Genomic DNA, 16,685 nt, shown 5'->3' on the forward strand with positions numbered 1-16,685 from the left:
CGGGTCTTCTAAATGATGGTGGAGGGAGAAGGATTCGAACCTTCGAAGGCAGAGCCGTCAGATTTACAGTCTGATCCCTTTGGCCGCTCGGGAACCCCTCCACAGGGGTAAAGCATAGGTTATTCAGCCATTGCAATCGGGAAAATGGTGGAGGGAGAAGGATTCGAACCTTCGAAGGCAGAGCCGTCAGATTTACAGTCTGATCCCTTTGGCCGCTCGGGAACCCCTCCACGGGGTATTTCCTGATTGTCACTACATTTGCACTTGAATGGTGGAGGGAGAAGGATTCGAACCTTCGAAGGCAGAGCCGTCAGATTTACAGTCTGATCCCTTTGGCCGCTCGGGAACCCCTCCCCAAGTGCGAGGCGCATACTATCAGATCCGGCAGCTTTGTGAACCCCTTCTGGTGATATCTGGCGACAAAAAAGTGCGAGTCGGTCATTTTTTGATATCTTTCGCTCATTTTTCATCCTTATCAACGACTTCTACGCTGATTACCGGCATGAAAGCGGCGAGTCGCCCGCGCGTCCCAGCCTTGATGGAGAAGCATGCCATGGAGAGCTTGCCAGCATTTTATACTGAAAATATGGCCTCATCATGTAACTGTGATGGCTGACCGGTTCATGGATGGACATTGCTGCTGCGCCATTTTACTCTCACCATGTTATTCAACTGTTAACATGGACTGTGGACTCTTCTATGCAGCCTCTCGATATTGCCGTGTTGCGCGGCCAGTTTCCCGCCCTCAATCAACTGGTTGATGGCAAGACCCCCATCTTCTTCGACGGCCCGGGCGGCGCCCAGGTGCCTCACTCAGTGCTCAGCGCCATGACTGACTATCTCGGCCACTTCAACGCCAATCTGGGGGGGCCTTTTTTCTCGGCCCGAGCCACGGAGCAGCAGGCACAGCGAGCCAGAGAGGCAGTGGCGACCCTGCTTGGGGCGGACAGAGCTGAGGAGATCGTCTTTGGCGCCAACTTCACCACACTGACGTTTGCGGTCAGCCGTGCTCTGTCACGTGAGTGGCAGGCGGGGGACGAAATCATCGTCAGCGGGCTGGATCACTACTCCAATGTGTCGAGCTGGCAGCAGGCGGCGGCTGATCGCGGCGTTGTGGTGCATCAGGTGAGGGTGGATGTGGCGAACGGCGGGCTCGACTACGGGCATCTGTTCAGCCTGCTGGGCCCCAAGACCCGGCTGGTCGCGGTGACGGCGGCTTCCAATACGACTGGCACTCTGGTCGATATCCCTCGCATCGCCGATGCCGTGCACGGGGTCGGGGCGCTGCTCTATGTGGACGCTGTTCATTTTGCCCCTCACGAGCGCATCGACGTGCAGGCCTGGGATTGTGACTTTCTCGGCTGCTCCGCCTACAAGTTCTTCGGTCCGCACCTTGGTATCCTGTATGGCAAGCACCGCCATCTGGAGCATTTCACCCCTTACAAGGTGGAGCCTGCGAAGAATGTGGCGCCCGGCAAGTGGGAAACCGGCACCCAGAGCTGGGAAGCACTGGCCGGGGTCGAGGCTACCATAGGGTATCTGGCCTCCCTCTCCGGGCTGGATGCGGCCGAACATGATCTGGAGGCCCGTCTCGATCTGGCATTTGCCCGCAGCCATGCCCATGAGCAACAGCTCAGCGCCCATCTGCTGGCCAAGCTGGCCGAGCGTCCCTGGTTTACCCTGCATGGCATCAACGACAGCAAGGGGCGCACCCCCACCTTCGCCCTCACCTCGAACCGCCATACGCCGGTCGAGATGGCGGAATTTCTCGGTCAGCATCAGGTCTGTAGCTGGGCCGGCCACTTCTATGCGCTGGCGCTGGTGGAACAGTTGGGGGTGAGCGAGGGGGTCTTGCGGATAGGTTGCATGCACTACAACACGTCGGCCGAGATCGACCGGCTGTTTGCCCTGCTCGACGACATGCCCGCTTGAAACAGCTGTGCCCGGCAGGCCGGGCACAGCTCGCAAGTGATTGAACGCGCGCTTTATCGACCCACTATGGCGTGGTGAATATCCTGCAGCGGCAGTATGTGGCGGGCGGCCCCGAGCTTGATGGCCTCCTTGGGCATGCCGAACACCACGCAGGACGCCTCATCCTGGGCGAAGGTGTTGGCCCCCGCCTCCAGCATTTCCCGTAACCCGCGAGCGCCGTCATCTCCCATGCCCGTCATTATTATGCCGGTGGCATTGCCGCCGGCAAACTTGGCGACCGAGCGAAACAGTACGTCCACCGAGGGGCGATGGCGGTTGATGAGGGGGCCATCCATGACATCGACGTGATAATAGGCGCCGCTGCGCTTGAGCAGCATGTGCTTGCCGCCGGGGGCTATGAGTGCCAGACCCGGAATGACCCTGTCGTTGCTTTTGGCCTCTCTTACCTCGATTTGGCACAGGTTGTTGAGCCGCTCGGCAAAGGAGGCGGTGAACTTCTCCGGCATGTGCTGCACTATGACGATGCCGGGACAGACCCGCGGCAGGTTCGTCAGCACGGCTTCAAGTGCCTGGGTACCGCCGGTAGAGGTACCGATCGCCACGATCCGCTCCGTGGTTTGGGCCATGGCATGCTGGCTGGCTGGCGGCATGATGGCATCGGCGCTGAGTTTGGCCGCCACGATTAACGGGGGCGCCTTGCCCAGCCGTTTGACATTGGCCTGGGCGGCTGCGCGCACCGCCATGGCCAAGGCTTGTGCCGACTCCTGCAAGAAGCTTTTGAGGCCGACCGTGGGCTTGGTGATGATGTCCACCGCTCCGGCGGCCATGGCCTGCAGCGTGGTTTCCGCGCCTTTCTCTGTCAGGGACGAGCAGATGACTACCGGGGTAGGGTGTTCGGCCATGATCTTGGTGAGGAAGGTGATGCCATCCATGCGTGGCATCTCCACGTCCAGCACTATCACGTCGGGCCACTCTTTTTTCAGTTTTTCCAGTGCAAACAGCGGATCCGAGGCGGTGGCTATCACCTTGATATCCGGCTCCTGTTCGAGAATGGCCTGTAACACCTGCCTGACCACGGCGGAGTCGTCCACCAGCATGACCTTGATCTGTTTCATTCCCGTTCCCTTAACGATGTGGCAGCCGATGATGACGAACCCAGACATTGCCGCTGGCCAGTTCAAAGATCAGGCTTCTGTGTCCTGCATGTCCGAGATGATGGGCCTTGATGGTCAGGCCCAGGTGCTGCGTCAGTTGCCAGGCTGCCTTGATGTTCTTGATGGCCACATTCATGGTGGTGAGTGTCTGCTGTTCGATAAACATGTTGCCGCCGCCGAACAGTTTGACCTCATAGTCGTGAATGGGGGCGGGGTACTTGCTTATTTCATTGATAAATAACTGGATTGCTTCATCGGCATAGCGGCCATCCAGTGGGTCATCGCTGCGAGCCCGGCTTGGCAGCATGTAGTGGCACATGCCACCCCGTTTCTGCTCCGGATGCCACATGGTAATGGCGACACAGGAGCCCAGATGGGTGCGAATGATGGTGTCATCCTGGCCAAAAAAGAACTCTCCTGGTTGCAGCATGATCTCTTTCATTCTGAAACCCTTATGGTTTCAGATAGATGGACGGCGACACCAGTTGCAAGCCGTGGGGCAGGCCGTTCAGGCTTTCCGCATGGCTGACGATGAGGTAGCCCCCCTTCTTCAAGCGCGGCACCAGACGCTGCAGCACTTGTCCCTTGGTATCACGGTTGAAATAGATCATCACATTGCGGATCAGAATAATGTCGAACATGCCGATGTCGGGCAGTTCCTGATTCAGATTGATGTGACGAAACTGTACCTTGTCCCTGAGCTTGCGATCGATGATGAAGGTGCCTTCCTGAAAGCCTACGCCCTTCAGGCAGTACTTCATCAGGAAGGAGAGCGGAATATTGTGGGCTCGCTCCATGGGATATTGCCCCGCTCTCGCCTGTTCCAGCACCCTGGTCGAAATATCCGAGGCGATGACTTCCCAATTGCCCTGGCTCAATGTCTCGGCCAGGGTCATGGCCAGGCTGTAAGGCTCTTCGCCCGATGAGCTGGCCGCGCTCCAGACTCTCACCCCCCTCTCTTTTGGCAGTCGTGCCAGTACCTTCTCGCTGAGAAACTCGAAGTGCTTTGGCTCTCGGAAAAAGTAGGTCTCGTTGGTGGTGAGCAGATCCAGCGCGACCTGCAGCTCTGCCCCCCTCTGGTTCATGATCAGGCTGAAATAGTCCCCATAGCTCTCCAGCTCATAGTGACAGAGCCGTTTTGACAGCCGGCTGGCGACCAGGGCTTTTTTGGCCGGTGACAGATCAATGCCCGCCGTCTGGTGGATCCAGCGTTGAAACTGCGTAAATTCATCATCATGCAACTGGGTCTGATACACGGTCGGACTCCCTGTGGTGATAGGGTCGGGTCGGGGGAGCCATGCTCACCCGACCCTTCGATTAAAACCGGACAAAATCCCCATCGTTGCGGGGGCGAGGGGAGGCGCCGAATCCATCCTGCCCATTGCCGTCAGTCATGAATCGTCCTCGCGTAGCAGCACGGGGGGGCGCGGCTTTCTGACTCGCGCCGCTTTTGTGTTGCTCCAGGGTGAAGAACTCCATGGCTAGTTGCAGTTGCTCGGCCTGGCTGCTCATCTCCTCTGCGGTGGCGGCCAGCTCCTCGCTGCAGGAAGCATTTTGCTGGGTCACTTGGCTTAACTGATTCATGGCGATGTTGATCTGGCTGACGCCGGTGGATTGTTCGGCGGAGGCGGCGCTGATCTCCTGCACCAGATCCGAGGTCTTGTTGATGGAGGGCACCATCTGGTCGAGCAGGCGACCCGCTTTCTCCGCCATGTCGACGCTGCTGGACGCCAGCTCGCCTATCTCCTGGGCGGCTACCTGACTGCGCTCCGCCAGCTTTCGTACCTCGGCGGCAACCACCGCAAAGCCTTTGCCATGATCTCCCGCCCGCGCCGCCTCGATGGCGGCGTTGAGGGCCAGCAGATTGGTCTGGTACGCGATGTCATCTATGATGCCGATCCGCTTGGCGATCTGCTTCATGGCATCGACCGTGAGCTTGACCGCTTCACCCCCTTCCATCGCCTCTTTGGCGGCCTTGCTGGCCATGCCATCCGTGATCTGGGCGTTGTCTGTGTTCTGGTTGATGCTGGCACTCATCTGCTCTATGGAGGCGCTGGTCTGCTCCATGCTGGATGCCTGCTCGCTGCTCGACTGGCTGATGGATTGGGCGGTGGCGCTGACTTGCTCAGAGGCGCTGGACAGGTTGTCAGAAGCCCCCCTTACCTCTGTGACTATGTTGGTCAGCGAGACTATGGTCTGATTGAGGGAGTCCTTGGTGGTGCCGAACACACCAGGATAGTCGGCCTCGATCGTCTGGGTCAGATCGCCCCTGGCCAGGCATTGCACTACCCTGATGACGTCGTTGAGGCTGGTGTCTATTACCTCGGCAATGTGATTGATACCTTCCCCCAGTGTCTGGAAGAAGCCGCTCTTGCCGGTCAGATCCATGCGGCGGTGCAGCTCGCCCTTGATCACTGCCTGCACTATCTCCGACATTTCCCGCTCGATAGCGACCTCTTTGGTGCGATCCGACCACTCGACCACGGATCCCAACCGCTCGCCATCGTCGCCAAACACAGGGTTGGCGATGAGGGAGAAGGTGCGCCCGCCGAGCAGTATCTGGGTTTGGTAGGTGTTGTTCAGCTTGGCCAGCATGCTGCGTTGATGGCCGGGATTTTTGTGGAAGCTGTCGATGTTGGCACCCATCAGGGTGGCGGAGTTGAAGCTGTAGAGCTCTTTTTTAATGTCTGATTCGGCCTCGCTCAGCATTGCCCTGACAGACTCGTTCATGTAGATGATGTTGAGGTCTTTGTCGGCAATCATCACGTTGGTAGTGGCACCATCGAGCGCCTTCTTGACCCGCAGGCTTTCGGCGGCGGCGAGCTTGGCCGCTGTGTTTGCCGCTTTCACCTCGTTTTCGATGGCGATTTCCTTGGTCCGGTCGGCCCACTCCACCACTGAACCGAGCCGCTCCCCGCTGTCGTTGAAGACAGGGTTGGCAATGAGGGAGAAGATGCGGCCACCGACCGAGATCTGTGCGCGGTAGGTCTTGTCCAGCTTGGCCAGCATGCTGCGCTGGTGGGACGGATCCTTGTGAAAGGTATCTATGTTCTTGCCCATCAGTTGTCTGGTGTCGAAGTTGGGCAGATCCTTGCGGATGTCGGATTCCGCCTGCCCCAGCATGGCGAGCACGGCTTCATTCATGTAGACGATGTCGAGGTTGTTATCGGCGATCATCACATTGGTCGAGGCGCCATCCAGCGCCTTGCGTACTCGCAGGTTCTCGTCATAGAGTGCCTGATTGTCACTGATGGTAGTGAGGCTGCTGCTGAGTCGCTGCCCGAGCAGCGTGATCACGGCATTGAACTCCTGACAGAGCTCTCGCAGTGGGCCGCTGAGTGTGCCCAGTTCAAGCTGGGCTGGCAGGTCACCCTGCGCTATCCCTTGCTGCAGGGTGCGTGTGGCGCCTATCAGCTGGGTCAGTTCTGTTTGCAGCAAGGCATGCGCGCTGCCGTTGCCGAAGAGATTGCCAAAGAATGATTGAGTCATGAGCCTTATCCTTGTGCGACATGCCATTGCTGTGTGGTGTGAGCGTCACCCTTGCTGTTTTTAATACCCTGCTCAAGGGGTTTGCACTCTGTGCTCCAGCTGCCGTTCCTGCTGCTGGGTCAGTTCGCTGAGTTGTGCCATTTCGTCGATGGAGAGCACCTTCTCGGTATTGATGAGAATGACGAACTTGCCATTCACCTTGCCCATGCCGCTGATGAAGTCGGCCCGGATGTGAGCCCCGAAGCTGGGGGGCGGCTCTATCTCGTCGCAGGGAATGGTCAGCACCTCAGATACCGAATCCACCACGACGCCGATGTCCTGATTGCCATGCTCCGAGTCATCCGGATGTATTCCTTCGATAATGACGATGCAGCTGCGGCGAGTGATGCTGGAGGGGGCGTTGCCAAAGCGGGCGTTGAGATCCACCACTGATACCACAGCTCCCCTGAGGTTGATCACGCCCCGGATGAAGCTTGGCATCATGGGGATAGGAGTGATGTTGCCGTACTCGATGATCTCTTTGACCCCGAGAATATTGATGGCAAACATCTCGCCATTGATCAGGAATGTCAGGTATTGGGCGTCGCCCTGATTGTCATGGGCCAGTATGCTGGGGGGCGCGGCCACTTCGGTTGACATGCTCATGGGTCTCTCCGGTTAAAAGCGGACAAAGTCGGCTTCGTCAACCAGGGGTTGCGGCGCCGTGTTGCCGTGCAGCGGGTGTTGGGCAGGCATGACAAACTTGCCTCTGGGGGCCGAGCCTCTGTGCGAATTGTCACTCGGCTTTGAGGGCTTGGCCAGGTTTGCCAGCGAGAAGAAATCCATGGTTTGCTGCAGCTCGTTGGCCTGGGAGCTCATCTCCTCGGCGGTGGCGGCGAGTTCTTCGCTGCTGGCCGCGTTCTGCTGGGTCACCTGATTAAGTTGACTCATGGCCATGCTGATCTGGTTGGCGGCGCTGGCCTGTTCGCCGGATGCCGCATTGATCTCCTGCACCAGATCGGATGTCTTGCGGATGGAAGGCACTATCTTGTCGAGCAGGCTGCCCGCCTTTTCCGCGGTATCGACGCTGCTGGAAGAGAGCTCGCCTATCTCCTGCGCCGCTATCTGGCTGCGTTCGGCCAGTTTGCGCACCTCGGCGGCCACCACGGCAAATCCCTTGCCGTGTTCACCGGCCCGTGCCGCCTCAATGGCGGCATTGAGTGCCAGCAGATTGGTCTGGTAGGCGATGTCATCGATGATGCTCACCTTGCGGGCGATTTGTTGCATCGCCGCCACGGTTTGCTGCACCGAGCGACCCCCTTCGGTGGCCTCAAGCACGGCGCCGCTCGCCATGTTGTCGGTGACCTTGGCGTTGTCGGTATTCTGGTTGATGCTGGCACTCATCTGTTCGATGGAGGCGCTGGTCTCCTCGACGCTTGCGGCCTGTTCGCTGGTGGCCTGGCTCAGGGATTGGGCCGTGGTACTGACCTGATTGGAGGCGTTGGTGAGGTTGTCGGCGGCGTTGCGCACCTCTTCGATAATGGCGGTCAAGGCGTCTATGGTGCTGTTGAGGCCATCCTTGGTCTGACCAAAAATGCCCGGGTAGGGTTGCTCAATTTTCTGGGTCAGGTCTCCCTGAGACAGGGCGGTGGCGATGCGCATCACATCCTTGAGGCTGGTGTCGGTAACATTGGACAACTGGTTCAGCAACTCGGACAGGCGCTTGATGTACCCCTGCCGGTTGTCCAGCGCTATCTTGTAGCTGAAATCCCCCTTCTCGACGGCCGCTGTGACCAGAGTTTCAATGTCATTGATGAGAGAGGTCAGCTTGTTGACCATGTTCTGCATGGCCATCAGCAGTTGGCCTGCTTCATCATGGGCACCAATGGTGATGGTGACATCCAGATTGCCTTCTGCCAGGTGGTTGGCTACCTGCAGCGCCTGATTGATGGGGGCAATGATGCTGCGGATGAGGACGATGCCAAACCAGGCCGCTGCCACTATGCCTGCTGTTATCACCCCCATCATGGTGAGCAGCATGGTGTCATACCAGGATTGGGCCTGCTCATATTCGGATTTGGCGACATCCAGTTGCAGGTTGACCAGCTCGGTTATCTTGTTGCCGATGGGATCAATGGAGCCATAAAGCTTGCCGTCAAACTCATTGAGAGCACCTGTGATGATGCCGCTCTGGGTTGAGAGAAATTGATCCAGCTGGGCGATATCGCGATCCGCCGCGCTGAACAGGCTGCCGGCTTCCGCCGACAGTGTCTGTTCAGCGTCGGTCAGGTCTGTGGATTGGTAGCGCTGCCACTCCAGCTTGATCTGCTGCTGGGCTTGCTGGATATGTTGCAGCGCCTTTTCCGCATTGATGAGACCGGCATTGGCCTTGTTGACGTTGTCTATGATGGCGACGGCGTAATTGTCGGAGATGGTTTTCAACTGTTTGAGCGGTACCACCCGGTCGTTATACACCCGCTGCAGGCCCTGATTGCTGCTCTGCATGTTGTAAAGTCCCAGCCCGCCCACCGCCAGCAGCAGCACGCATAACAGGCAGAGCAAGATGGTGAGGCGCATTTTAATGGTGGAGTTTTTGAACATGACTGGCTCCTGGCGTTAATTGGCTCTTGGTTGGGTTTGCATGCGAGGAATGGCGTACTGGCTCAGCTGACCCAGCTCCTGATCGATGGCATGTTGAATGAGGGAGGGGATGTCCAGGATCAGGGCGACCTCGCCCCCCCCCAAAATGGTGGAGCCACTGATCCCCTGCAGGCGTTGAAACAGCTTGCCGAGCGGCTTGATGACGGTCTGGAACTCCCCCAGCAGCTCGTCGACCACCAGCCCGGACTTCTTGCCGCCGTGACTGACGACGACGATGTTTTCCCTGCGTCCTCTTGCCCCCTCGACGTCGAAGTAGTGCTGAAGCCGGACAAATGGCAGCACCTCGCCACGCAGATTGATGTAGTTGCGTCCCTGGGTGTCAGCCAGTGCACTCTGGGTCAGCTCCACGCATTCGATCACCATGTCGAGCGGGATGACGTAATGGGTGGTGCTGACTCGAACCAGGAAGCCGTCGATGATGGCCAAAGTCAGTGGCAGTCTGATTTGAACCCGGGTGCCTTGTCCCGGCTTGCTGTCCAGCTCGACGCTGCCGCGCAGGGCCGTGATGTTGCGTTTGACCACGTCCATCCCGACGCCCCGGCCCGAGAGGTTGGTAACGGCCTCGGCGGTTGAGAAGCCTGCCTCGAAGATGAGCTGATAGATCTCCTGATCCGTCAATGTTGCGCCGGCGGCCACCAGCCCTCGCTCCTGCGCCTTTTGCAGGATCCTTGCCTTGTTGAGTCCGGCACCGTCGTCCAGGATCTCGATGACGATGCTACCGGAGTCGTGATAGGCGTTGAGGGTCAAGGTGCCTCTTGCCGGTTTGCCGGCCGCGAGGCGCTGCTCGGCCGACTCTATGCCGTGATCCATGGAGTTGCGAACCAGATGCATCAGGGGATCGCCAATCTTCTCCACCACTGACTTGTCGAGCTCGGTATCTCCGCCCGTGATGACCAGCGCAATGTCCTTGTTCAGCTCGTGACTGACATCCCGCACGACCCGCTGGAAGCGGTTGAAGGTGTCGCCGATGGGCACCATGCGCAGGTGCAAGGCCCCGTCCCGGATCTCTTCAACCAGCATGGCGATGGTGGAGTTGGCCTCCTGCAGCTGGCTGTCCCGCGAGCGCTGTGCCAGCAGGCTGGCACCCGAGCTGGCGACCACCAGCTCGCCGACCAGATTGATCAGCTCATCCAGTTTGTCGGCGTGCACCCGAACGTAGCGTCCCTCCTTGTTTTTGTTCTCCTTGTTCTGGTTCTGTTTCTTGAGCGCCGCGTCCACCACGACTCCGTCGACTGCGCCCTGAGCGACCAGTATTTCTCCCAGCTTGCTGTTCTCTTTTCGCTGGTCGTCATGCTGAGTTTGCAGGCCCAGAGCCAGTTCGCTTGCCGTCAACGCTCCTGTCTTGACCAGCAGTTGCCCCAGCATGTCGTTGTCTTCCGGCAATTCATTGATGAGGTCTATGTATTCAGCAATCTTGCTATGCGGGGGCAGTATGGTGATGCGGCAGTCGTCACGCACGAATTCAAACACATCGCTCAGGGTGCTTTTGTCGGCCTGGGTATCGACATCGAGCTCATAGCCGAGGTAGCAGGTTTCCGGATCAAAATGTTCCCAGTCGGGCAGGGCATCGTGGAGGGTTTCGATGGCGCAGAGGGTACCCATGGTGCCGAGATAACGTAAAAACGAGGTGGGATCCATGCCGTTACGCAGAACATCCGGGCCAAAGCGCAGGGAGATGTGCCAGAGGGAAGTGGCGCTGGTGTGCCCCTCCTCCTTGCTGACCGGGTCCGGGGTGGTTGACGCAGTGCGCTCCGGCAGCCGGCTCTGGCTGGCAGTCTGATGCCTGGCCAGGTTGAGCCTCAGTTGAGCGTCTTGCGCCAGTTCATCGTCCCCTGGCGCCGACCCTAGCTCTGCAACCAGATAGACCAGCCGCTCGATATGATCCCGGCTCTCCAGCAGATCCTTGATGAGCGCAGTCGTGATCCCCAGTTGCTGATTGCGCACCTGATCGAGCAGATCCTCGACTATGTGGGTAAAGCTGACGATGGGCTGCAAGCCGAACAGGCCAGCGGAGCCCTTGATGGTATGTGCCGCCCGAAAGATGGCACCGATCAGCTCGCTGTTCTCCGGGTCGTTTTCCAGGGTCAGCAGGGAAGACTCCATCTCTTCCAGCAGTTCGCGTGCCTCGGCTATATAGGTTTGCAGGGCCTGATCAAGATTGATGCTCACGAATGCCTCCTTGTCACTGGGACTGCCTAGGCGTGATCTGCGTGGGGAATAAGGGTGGGATCGCCAAAGAAAGCAGCCAGCTGGCACAGCTCCAGCGCATCGAGCACCGCATGGCTGTGCATGACCAGATGCAGCGGATAACCCCCTTGCAGCATCGTTTTCTTGGCGGCCAGCAGCAGTTGCAGCCCGGCGCTATCCATCTCGGATACCCCAGAAAGATCCAGCTCCAGCGCCTGCTGGCGGTAGAGCAGGGGCGTGAGTGCCTGCTTGAGCTCGGCGGCGGTATAGATGGTCATCTCCCCTGATACTTTGACCAGGGTCTTTTGCTCACCCGTCTCTATGTGCAGCGGCATGGTCGCCTCCAGGCTCAGGGCATGATGAGCTTGGCGACGGCTGCCAGCATCTGGTCTGGCTGGAACGGCTTGACGACCCAGGCCTTGGCCCCGGCTGCTTGCCCTTCCTGCTTCTTGCTGTCCTGGGATTCCGTGGTCAGCATGATGACGGGGGTGAACTTGTAGCTGGCCAGTTTCTTGGCCTCCTTGACGAAGCTGATGCCGTCCATGTTCGGCATGTTGACGTCGCTGATGATGAGATTGATCTTCTTGCCGTCGAGTTTTCTGAGGGCATCCTTGCCATCGCAGGCTTCCATCACCTCGTATCCGGCTCCCTTGAGTGTCATGCCGACCACTTGGCGAATGGTTGCCGAGTCATCCACGATCAGGACTGTTTTGGGCATAGTTGTCTCCTAGAAAAAAGTGACGTCTGCATTGCTGGATGGGTTGACCGCAGCGGTTTGGCGGTGGCCGTGGTGAATATTGCGCTGTTCATCGGTGGCATAGGAGAGCTCCATGTCCGCCAGCCAGCTGTCTGCATCAATCTGGAGGGGACCGGATTGATGGGACCTGTTGCGGGAAGAAACCAGGTGGCCATAGAGACTGTCCATGTTCTGGCGTACGTGGCTGAGAATTTGACTGACTCTATCCTGGAACTGTAACGACACTATGACATCGGAGATCTCGCTGTGGATCCCTGCGCTTTCGCTCTGCAGCAGGGCGGCCGACTCCGCCAGGCTGGTGGTGGCCATGTGAAAGCGCTCCAGCACTTGCTCGATGGCACGCTCAGAGTCGCTGACCGCTGCCTGGTCCCGGGCGGCGGCGCTTTCTGCGATCTGGAAGGCGCGACCAATACCTGTGTTGATGGTGTCCACCTTGTCCGTCATCTTTTTCGCCGTCTCGCTGGAGAGGCGTGAGAGGGTGCGGACTTCGTCGGCCACCACGGCAAAACCACGACCTGCCTCACCGGCCCGCGCGGCTTCGATGGCGGCATTGAGCGCCAGCAAGTTGGTCTGGGAGGCTATCTTGGCCACGTCGAGCGCCATGGTATTGAGTTCTATGGTGTAGGCAGTAAGGGTCTTGATCTCTGCCAGCATGGCGTCGCGATTGGCCTGCGCCGAATGCATGATGGTGAGCACCTGATTGAGCTGGGCCTGACTCTCGGCCAGTACGGCAGCCATACCTGCCGACTTTGCCCCCCCCAGATCCCCGGCAGCATCGTGTGAGGCGGCTACTGCCTCTTCCAGCTTGGTGGTGAGCCCCGCAAAGCGCTGGGTCAAATCGATCATGGCCTCTTCGGTTTGCAGCCGAGAGTTTTCAATCTGTTGTGACCAGATGGGGACGGCCTTTTCACACACCTGCTCGAGCCCGATGATGGAGTGGTTGAGCTGGGCTGCTGACCAAGTATGAGCCTGCTCCTCTTCGTGGGGTCCTGACTCCTGCTTGCTGTGATAGTGGTGTGAGTTCCACACGGCGGCGCCCAGCGCCAGCACGCCGTTGGCAAGCAGATAAGGCAGGGGGCTGCCGGCCAGCACCAGCAAGAGGGTGCTGAGCAGGCCTATGCCCAGGCAAGATGCCCAGCTCACCGGGTCCCAGAATGCAGTGGTCTCTGCCGTCTTGTGATCTGTCATACGCGAACTCATCCCTGCACGTGAGTTGAGATGGGAACCCGCCGCTCTCCCGCTGGTGACAAGAAGGATGAGCTGCGCCTGAACCCATAGTTACAAATGGCTCAGTAAGGTTAGCGCAAAAAAAGTACTTGGTTGCGAATCGGTCTTATTCGGGGGGGACTACTGAGAAAACTGGAATATAGACGTTGCGAAGGGAGATTTGACTGAGTGAGAAGGGTGTGCGGAGGCGAAGAACCTCACGGCAGGCTAGCGCGAAACAAACGCAGATGAAAAGGAGCCTGATGATCAGGCTCCCGATGAGGATCAGGCCTGGTTGGCGTGGGCCTTCTGGCAGCCTTCGACGGCATGGGCAATCAGCTCCAGCGCACTCTTGTCGCATGGGGGCAGTTCGGCATCGCATTGGCCGAGAGGAGTGACGCGATCGCCCCATTTGATGATGGCGGCGCCCCAGGTCAGACCGGCACCGAAGGCGGCGGTGAGCAGGTAGGAGTTCGGCTTGACGCGGCCTTGCTCCAGCGCTTCGCACAGGGCGATGGGCACGGTAGCGGCGGAGGTATTGCCGTAGTTTTCGATGTTGACCATCACCTTTTCCATGGGGGCGTTCATGCGCTTGGCCAGAGTCTCGATGATGCGGATGTTGGCCTGGTGCGGCACTATGAGATCGACCTGTTCTGGGTCTATGCCAGCTTGAGCCAACACTGAGCTGGTGGCTTCTCCCATGCCGCGCACGGCGCGTTTGAAGATCTCAGGGCCTTCGAAGTTGAAGGTGAAGAGGCCATCGACATCGGCAAAACGCACTCGATCGGTACCAAAGTTCGGGACGTGCAGTATTTCCCGCGCTTCGCTGTCACAACCGAGCTTGTTGGCGATAAGGCCGCACTCCTGCTCGCTTGCTTCGATCACCACGGCACCTGCTCCATCGCCAAACAGCACGGCAGTGTCCCGGCGTGCCCAGTCCAGCAGATAGGTCAGGCGCTCGGCGCCGATCACCAGCACCCTCTTCATCATGCCAGTCTGTACCAGCGAGGTGGCTACGGAGAGGGAGTAGACGAAACCGGTACAGGCGGCGTTGAGGTCGAACACGGCGGCGTTGACGGCGCCGAGCTTCTTCTGCACCGCAGAGGCCGCGCTCGGCAGCAGATTATCCGGGGTGGCTGTGGCCAGTATGATGCCATCGAGATCGCTGGCGTCGAGACCGGCACAGGCGAGGGCGCGCCGACCGGCCAGGGTGGCGAGATCCGAGGTGCTGACATGGGAGATCCGGCGGGCCTTGATACCGGTACGCGGATAGATCCACTCATCCGACGTATCCATGATGGTGCTGAGGTCATCGTTGGTCAGCACAGAGGGAGGCAGACATTTGCCCCAACCGGTGATATTGGCGTATTTCATCTTGTTACCGCTTCTCAAAGTGGATCGCCCGCGGGCGGAAAATCGCGCAATTATGCCGCACGAGACAACCACTGTCATCTTGTGGTCATCGTTATCTGAAGGGTTACCTGAGTGGTCATCTGGCTGCAAGGCGGCTCGACAGGTGGCGTCTGTGGCCGAAAATAGCGGGAAATTTTGCTTAAAACGAAAGACGCCTCTGCCCTAAGATAGGGCTTTCCACCATGGATGGGGTCACCCCTTGCACAAAGCCAATCTCAACCTGTTGCCGACCCTCAAGGTGTTGCTGGAGACTCGCAACATCAGCCGGGCGGCGGAGCTGCTGCACCTGAGCCAACCTTCCATCAGCAAGCAGCTCGGCCAGTTGCGCAACGAGTTTGGTGATGAACTGCTGGTGCGTGAAGGGCAGCGCTGGCTGCTGACGCCCAGGGCCGAGACGCTGGCGGCTCAGCTGTCTGACTCCCTCTGTGCGCTGGAGCGGCTCTATGAGGCGCCCGGGTTTGACCCTGGCCACTGTGAGCGGGTATTCAGACTCGCCTCGTCCGATTACGTGGCCCAGCATATTTTGCCGGATATCTGTGCGGCACTGGCCAGGGAAGCGCCCCTGGCTGCGCTGGAATACAGTCTGTGGGACAAGCGCCAGCTGCCACAGTTGTGGCAATCCGAGCTGGATCTGGTCTCCACTATCACAGATCTGGTGCCTGAGCAGATCCGTGGTCTGCATCAGGGAGAAGATCGGCTGGTGGTGTTGATGGGCAGCCACCACCCGTTGGCAGGCAATCCTCTAGGCCTGGATGAGTATCTCGCCTGGCCCCATCTGCAGGTGAGCGGCGGCGGAGACAAGGACAGCCCGGTAGAGCAGGTGTTGGCGCCGCAGGGGCTGCTTCGGCGCTGGTTTGCCCGTGTGCCTTTCTTTCAGGCTGCGGTGGAGGTGTTGCTGCGCACCGATTGCCTGATGACGACGCCTGCCCATATTGCCTGGCAGCTCTCCCGCGAGCACGGGCTCACCTTTCAGGATCTGCCGTTTGCGACTCGATCCCAGCAGTATCATCTGCTGTGGCATCAGCGCCATCATCAGGATCCTGCCCACAAGTGGTTTCGCGAGCTGGCTTACCCCTTCCTGAGGGAGCACCTGCAGCGCACCGTTGCCGAGAGCCGCAAGCTGCTGGTTCGCGCCCGCTAGCCCAGTCAGTTGTACCAGACTATAGCCATTGACTATGGGGTCTATTCACAACTTTCACTTCTGGCATAACACGCCGCCCCTTACCCTGAGCCTAGGTATTTACATTCAGCGTGCAGACAAGGAAAGGGTATGGAATTGACGAGCTGGCTGGCACTGGCCGCGATCTGTGTAATGGGGGCCATCAGCCCGGGGCCGAGTCTGGCGTTGATCATTCGCAACACTGTGCAGGGTGGGCAGGAGCACGGGGTGGCGACCGCCCTCGGTCACGGCTTTGGGGTGGGGATCTATGCGCTCATTACTGCGCTGGGGCTGTCGGTGCTGATCACCCAGACGCCGCTGCTGTTTGATCTGATCCGCTACGGCGGCGCCGCGTTTCTCGCCTGGCTCGGCATCAAGGCGTTGCTTGCCAAGCCCGTCAGCGCCAAGACCGAGGAGGTGGTTCATCAACTGCGTGGCCGTCAGGGGGCATTCGAAGGCTTTATGGTGGCCTTTCTCAACCCCCAGCTTGCCATCTTCTTTATCGCCCTGTTCAGCCAGTTTGTGCGGGCCGACACTGGCTGGAACGAGGGGGGGATCATGATGCTCACCGCTGGCGGCATAGATGCTGTCTGGTACGTGCTGGTGGCGCTGGTACTCTCCCGCGGTCCAGTGCTGGCCTGGCTCAAGGCCAAGTCCTTTGTCATCGACAAGGTGAGTGGTCTGGTGCTGTTGGGGCTGGCGCTCAAAGTGGTGCTCTGAGGTTCGCTTGTCAGCGGCTCGCGCCATG

14 protein-coding genes and 3 tRNA genes are annotated in these 16,685 nt (G+C 59.1%); 3 read left to right on the top strand and 14 right to left on the bottom strand.

Annotation, left to right across the window (positions count from 1 at the left end):
- Positions 1–16: 16 nt before the first annotated feature.
- From AACX78_RS06500 to AACX78_RS06510, 3 genes are all read right to left on the bottom strand, one after another.
- Positions 17–101: transfer RNA gene (locus AACX78_RS06500), tRNA-Tyr, on the bottom strand.
- 44 nt (positions 102–145) lie between these two features.
- A tRNA-Tyr gene (locus AACX78_RS06505) sits at positions 146–230 on the bottom strand.
- A 39-nt stretch (positions 231–269) separates the two neighbouring features.
- Positions 270–354: transfer RNA gene (locus tag AACX78_RS06510), tRNA-Tyr, on the bottom strand.
- A 345-nt stretch (positions 355–699) separates the two neighbouring features.
- Between AACX78_RS06510 and AACX78_RS06515 the strand changes: the two genes are divergently transcribed.
- Positions 700–1,932: a cysteine desulfurase-like protein gene (locus AACX78_RS06515; RefSeq protein WP_159165710.1), complete on the top strand. Its 1,233-nt coding sequence runs from the start codon at positions 700–702 to the stop codon at positions 1,930–1,932.
- Between the two features lie 53 nt (positions 1,933–1,985).
- Here the strand turns inward: AACX78_RS06515 and AACX78_RS06520 are convergent, their stop codons facing one another.
- The 11 genes from AACX78_RS06520 to AACX78_RS06570 all read right to left on the bottom strand — a co-directional run bounded on the left by AACX78_RS06520 (position 1,986) and on the right by AACX78_RS06570 (position 14,739).
- Positions 1,986–3,047 carry a protein-glutamate methylesterase/protein-glutamine glutaminase gene (locus tag AACX78_RS06520; protein ID WP_005311844.1) on the bottom strand — a complete coding sequence of 354 codons (1,062 nt, stop codon included), beginning with the start codon at positions 3,045–3,047 and terminating at the stop codon, positions 1,986–1,988.
- 10 nt (positions 3,048–3,057) lie between these two features.
- Entirely contained in the window at positions 3,058–3,528 is a 471-nt protein-coding gene (gene cheD, locus AACX78_RS06525) for a chemoreceptor glutamine deamidase CheD (RefSeq protein ID WP_005311846.1), read from the bottom strand.
- Positions 3,529–3,538: 10 nt separating this feature from the next.
- A complete protein-coding gene (locus AACX78_RS06530; protein ID WP_059169776.1) occupies positions 3,539–4,342 on the bottom strand; it encodes a CheR family methyltransferase in 804 nt (267 codons plus the stop codon).
- Positions 4,343–4,403: 61 nt separating this feature from the next.
- Complete coding sequence (locus AACX78_RS06535) at positions 4,404–6,575, bottom strand: methyl-accepting chemotaxis protein (RefSeq protein ID WP_159165711.1); 2,172 nt, start codon at positions 6,573–6,575, stop codon at positions 4,404–4,406.
- 72 nt (positions 6,576–6,647) lie between these two features.
- Positions 6,648–7,220: a chemotaxis protein CheW gene (locus AACX78_RS06540; RefSeq protein WP_159165712.1), complete on the bottom strand. Its 573-nt coding sequence runs from the start codon at positions 7,218–7,220 to the stop codon at positions 6,648–6,650.
- A gap of 12 nt (positions 7,221–7,232) precedes the next feature.
- On the bottom strand, positions 7,233–9,155 hold the full coding sequence (locus AACX78_RS06545; RefSeq protein WP_159165713.1) for a methyl-accepting chemotaxis protein: 1,923 nt from the start codon (positions 9,153–9,155) through the stop codon (positions 7,233–7,235).
- Positions 9,156–9,170: 15 nt separating this feature from the next.
- Complete coding sequence (locus AACX78_RS06550) at positions 9,171–11,384, bottom strand: chemotaxis protein CheA (protein WP_159165714.1); 2,214 nt, start codon at positions 11,382–11,384, stop codon at positions 9,171–9,173.
- 26 nt (positions 11,385–11,410) lie between these two features.
- Positions 11,411–11,737, bottom strand: coding sequence for an STAS domain-containing protein (locus AACX78_RS06555; RefSeq protein WP_159165715.1), 327 nt, complete (start codon positions 11,735–11,737; stop codon positions 11,411–11,413).
- Positions 11,738–11,751: 14 nt separating this feature from the next.
- Positions 11,752–12,120, bottom strand: a complete 369-nt coding sequence (locus AACX78_RS06560; RefSeq protein ID WP_021140510.1) for a response regulator — start codon at positions 12,118–12,120, stop codon at positions 11,752–11,754.
- Between the two features lie 9 nt (positions 12,121–12,129).
- Positions 12,130–13,347, bottom strand: coding sequence for a methyl-accepting chemotaxis protein (locus tag AACX78_RS06565; protein ID WP_159165716.1), 1,218 nt, complete (start codon positions 13,345–13,347; stop codon positions 12,130–12,132).
- A gap of 303 nt (positions 13,348–13,650) precedes the next feature.
- Positions 13,651–14,739 carry a ketoacyl-ACP synthase III gene (locus AACX78_RS06570; protein ID WP_159165717.1) on the bottom strand — a complete coding sequence of 363 codons (1,089 nt, stop codon included), beginning with the start codon at positions 14,737–14,739 and terminating at the stop codon, positions 13,651–13,653.
- Between the two features lie 238 nt (positions 14,740–14,977).
- Between AACX78_RS06570 and AACX78_RS06575 the strand changes: the two genes are divergently transcribed.
- Positions 14,978–15,919: a LysR family transcriptional regulator gene (locus AACX78_RS06575; protein ID WP_159165718.1), complete on the top strand. Its 942-nt coding sequence runs from the start codon at positions 14,978–14,980 to the stop codon at positions 15,917–15,919.
- Positions 15,920–16,048: 129 nt separating this feature from the next.
- Positions 16,049–16,657 carry a LysE family translocator gene (locus AACX78_RS06580; protein ID WP_159165719.1) on the top strand — a complete coding sequence of 203 codons (609 nt, stop codon included), beginning with the start codon at positions 16,049–16,051 and terminating at the stop codon, positions 16,655–16,657.
- The last annotated feature ends 28 nt before the right edge of the window (positions 16,658–16,685 follow it).

It is taken from the genome of Aeromonas sp. 9A (assembly GCF_963900955.1).
Taxonomy (GTDB): domain Bacteria; phylum Pseudomonadota; class Gammaproteobacteria; order Enterobacterales; family Aeromonadaceae; genus Aeromonas; species Aeromonas salmonicida.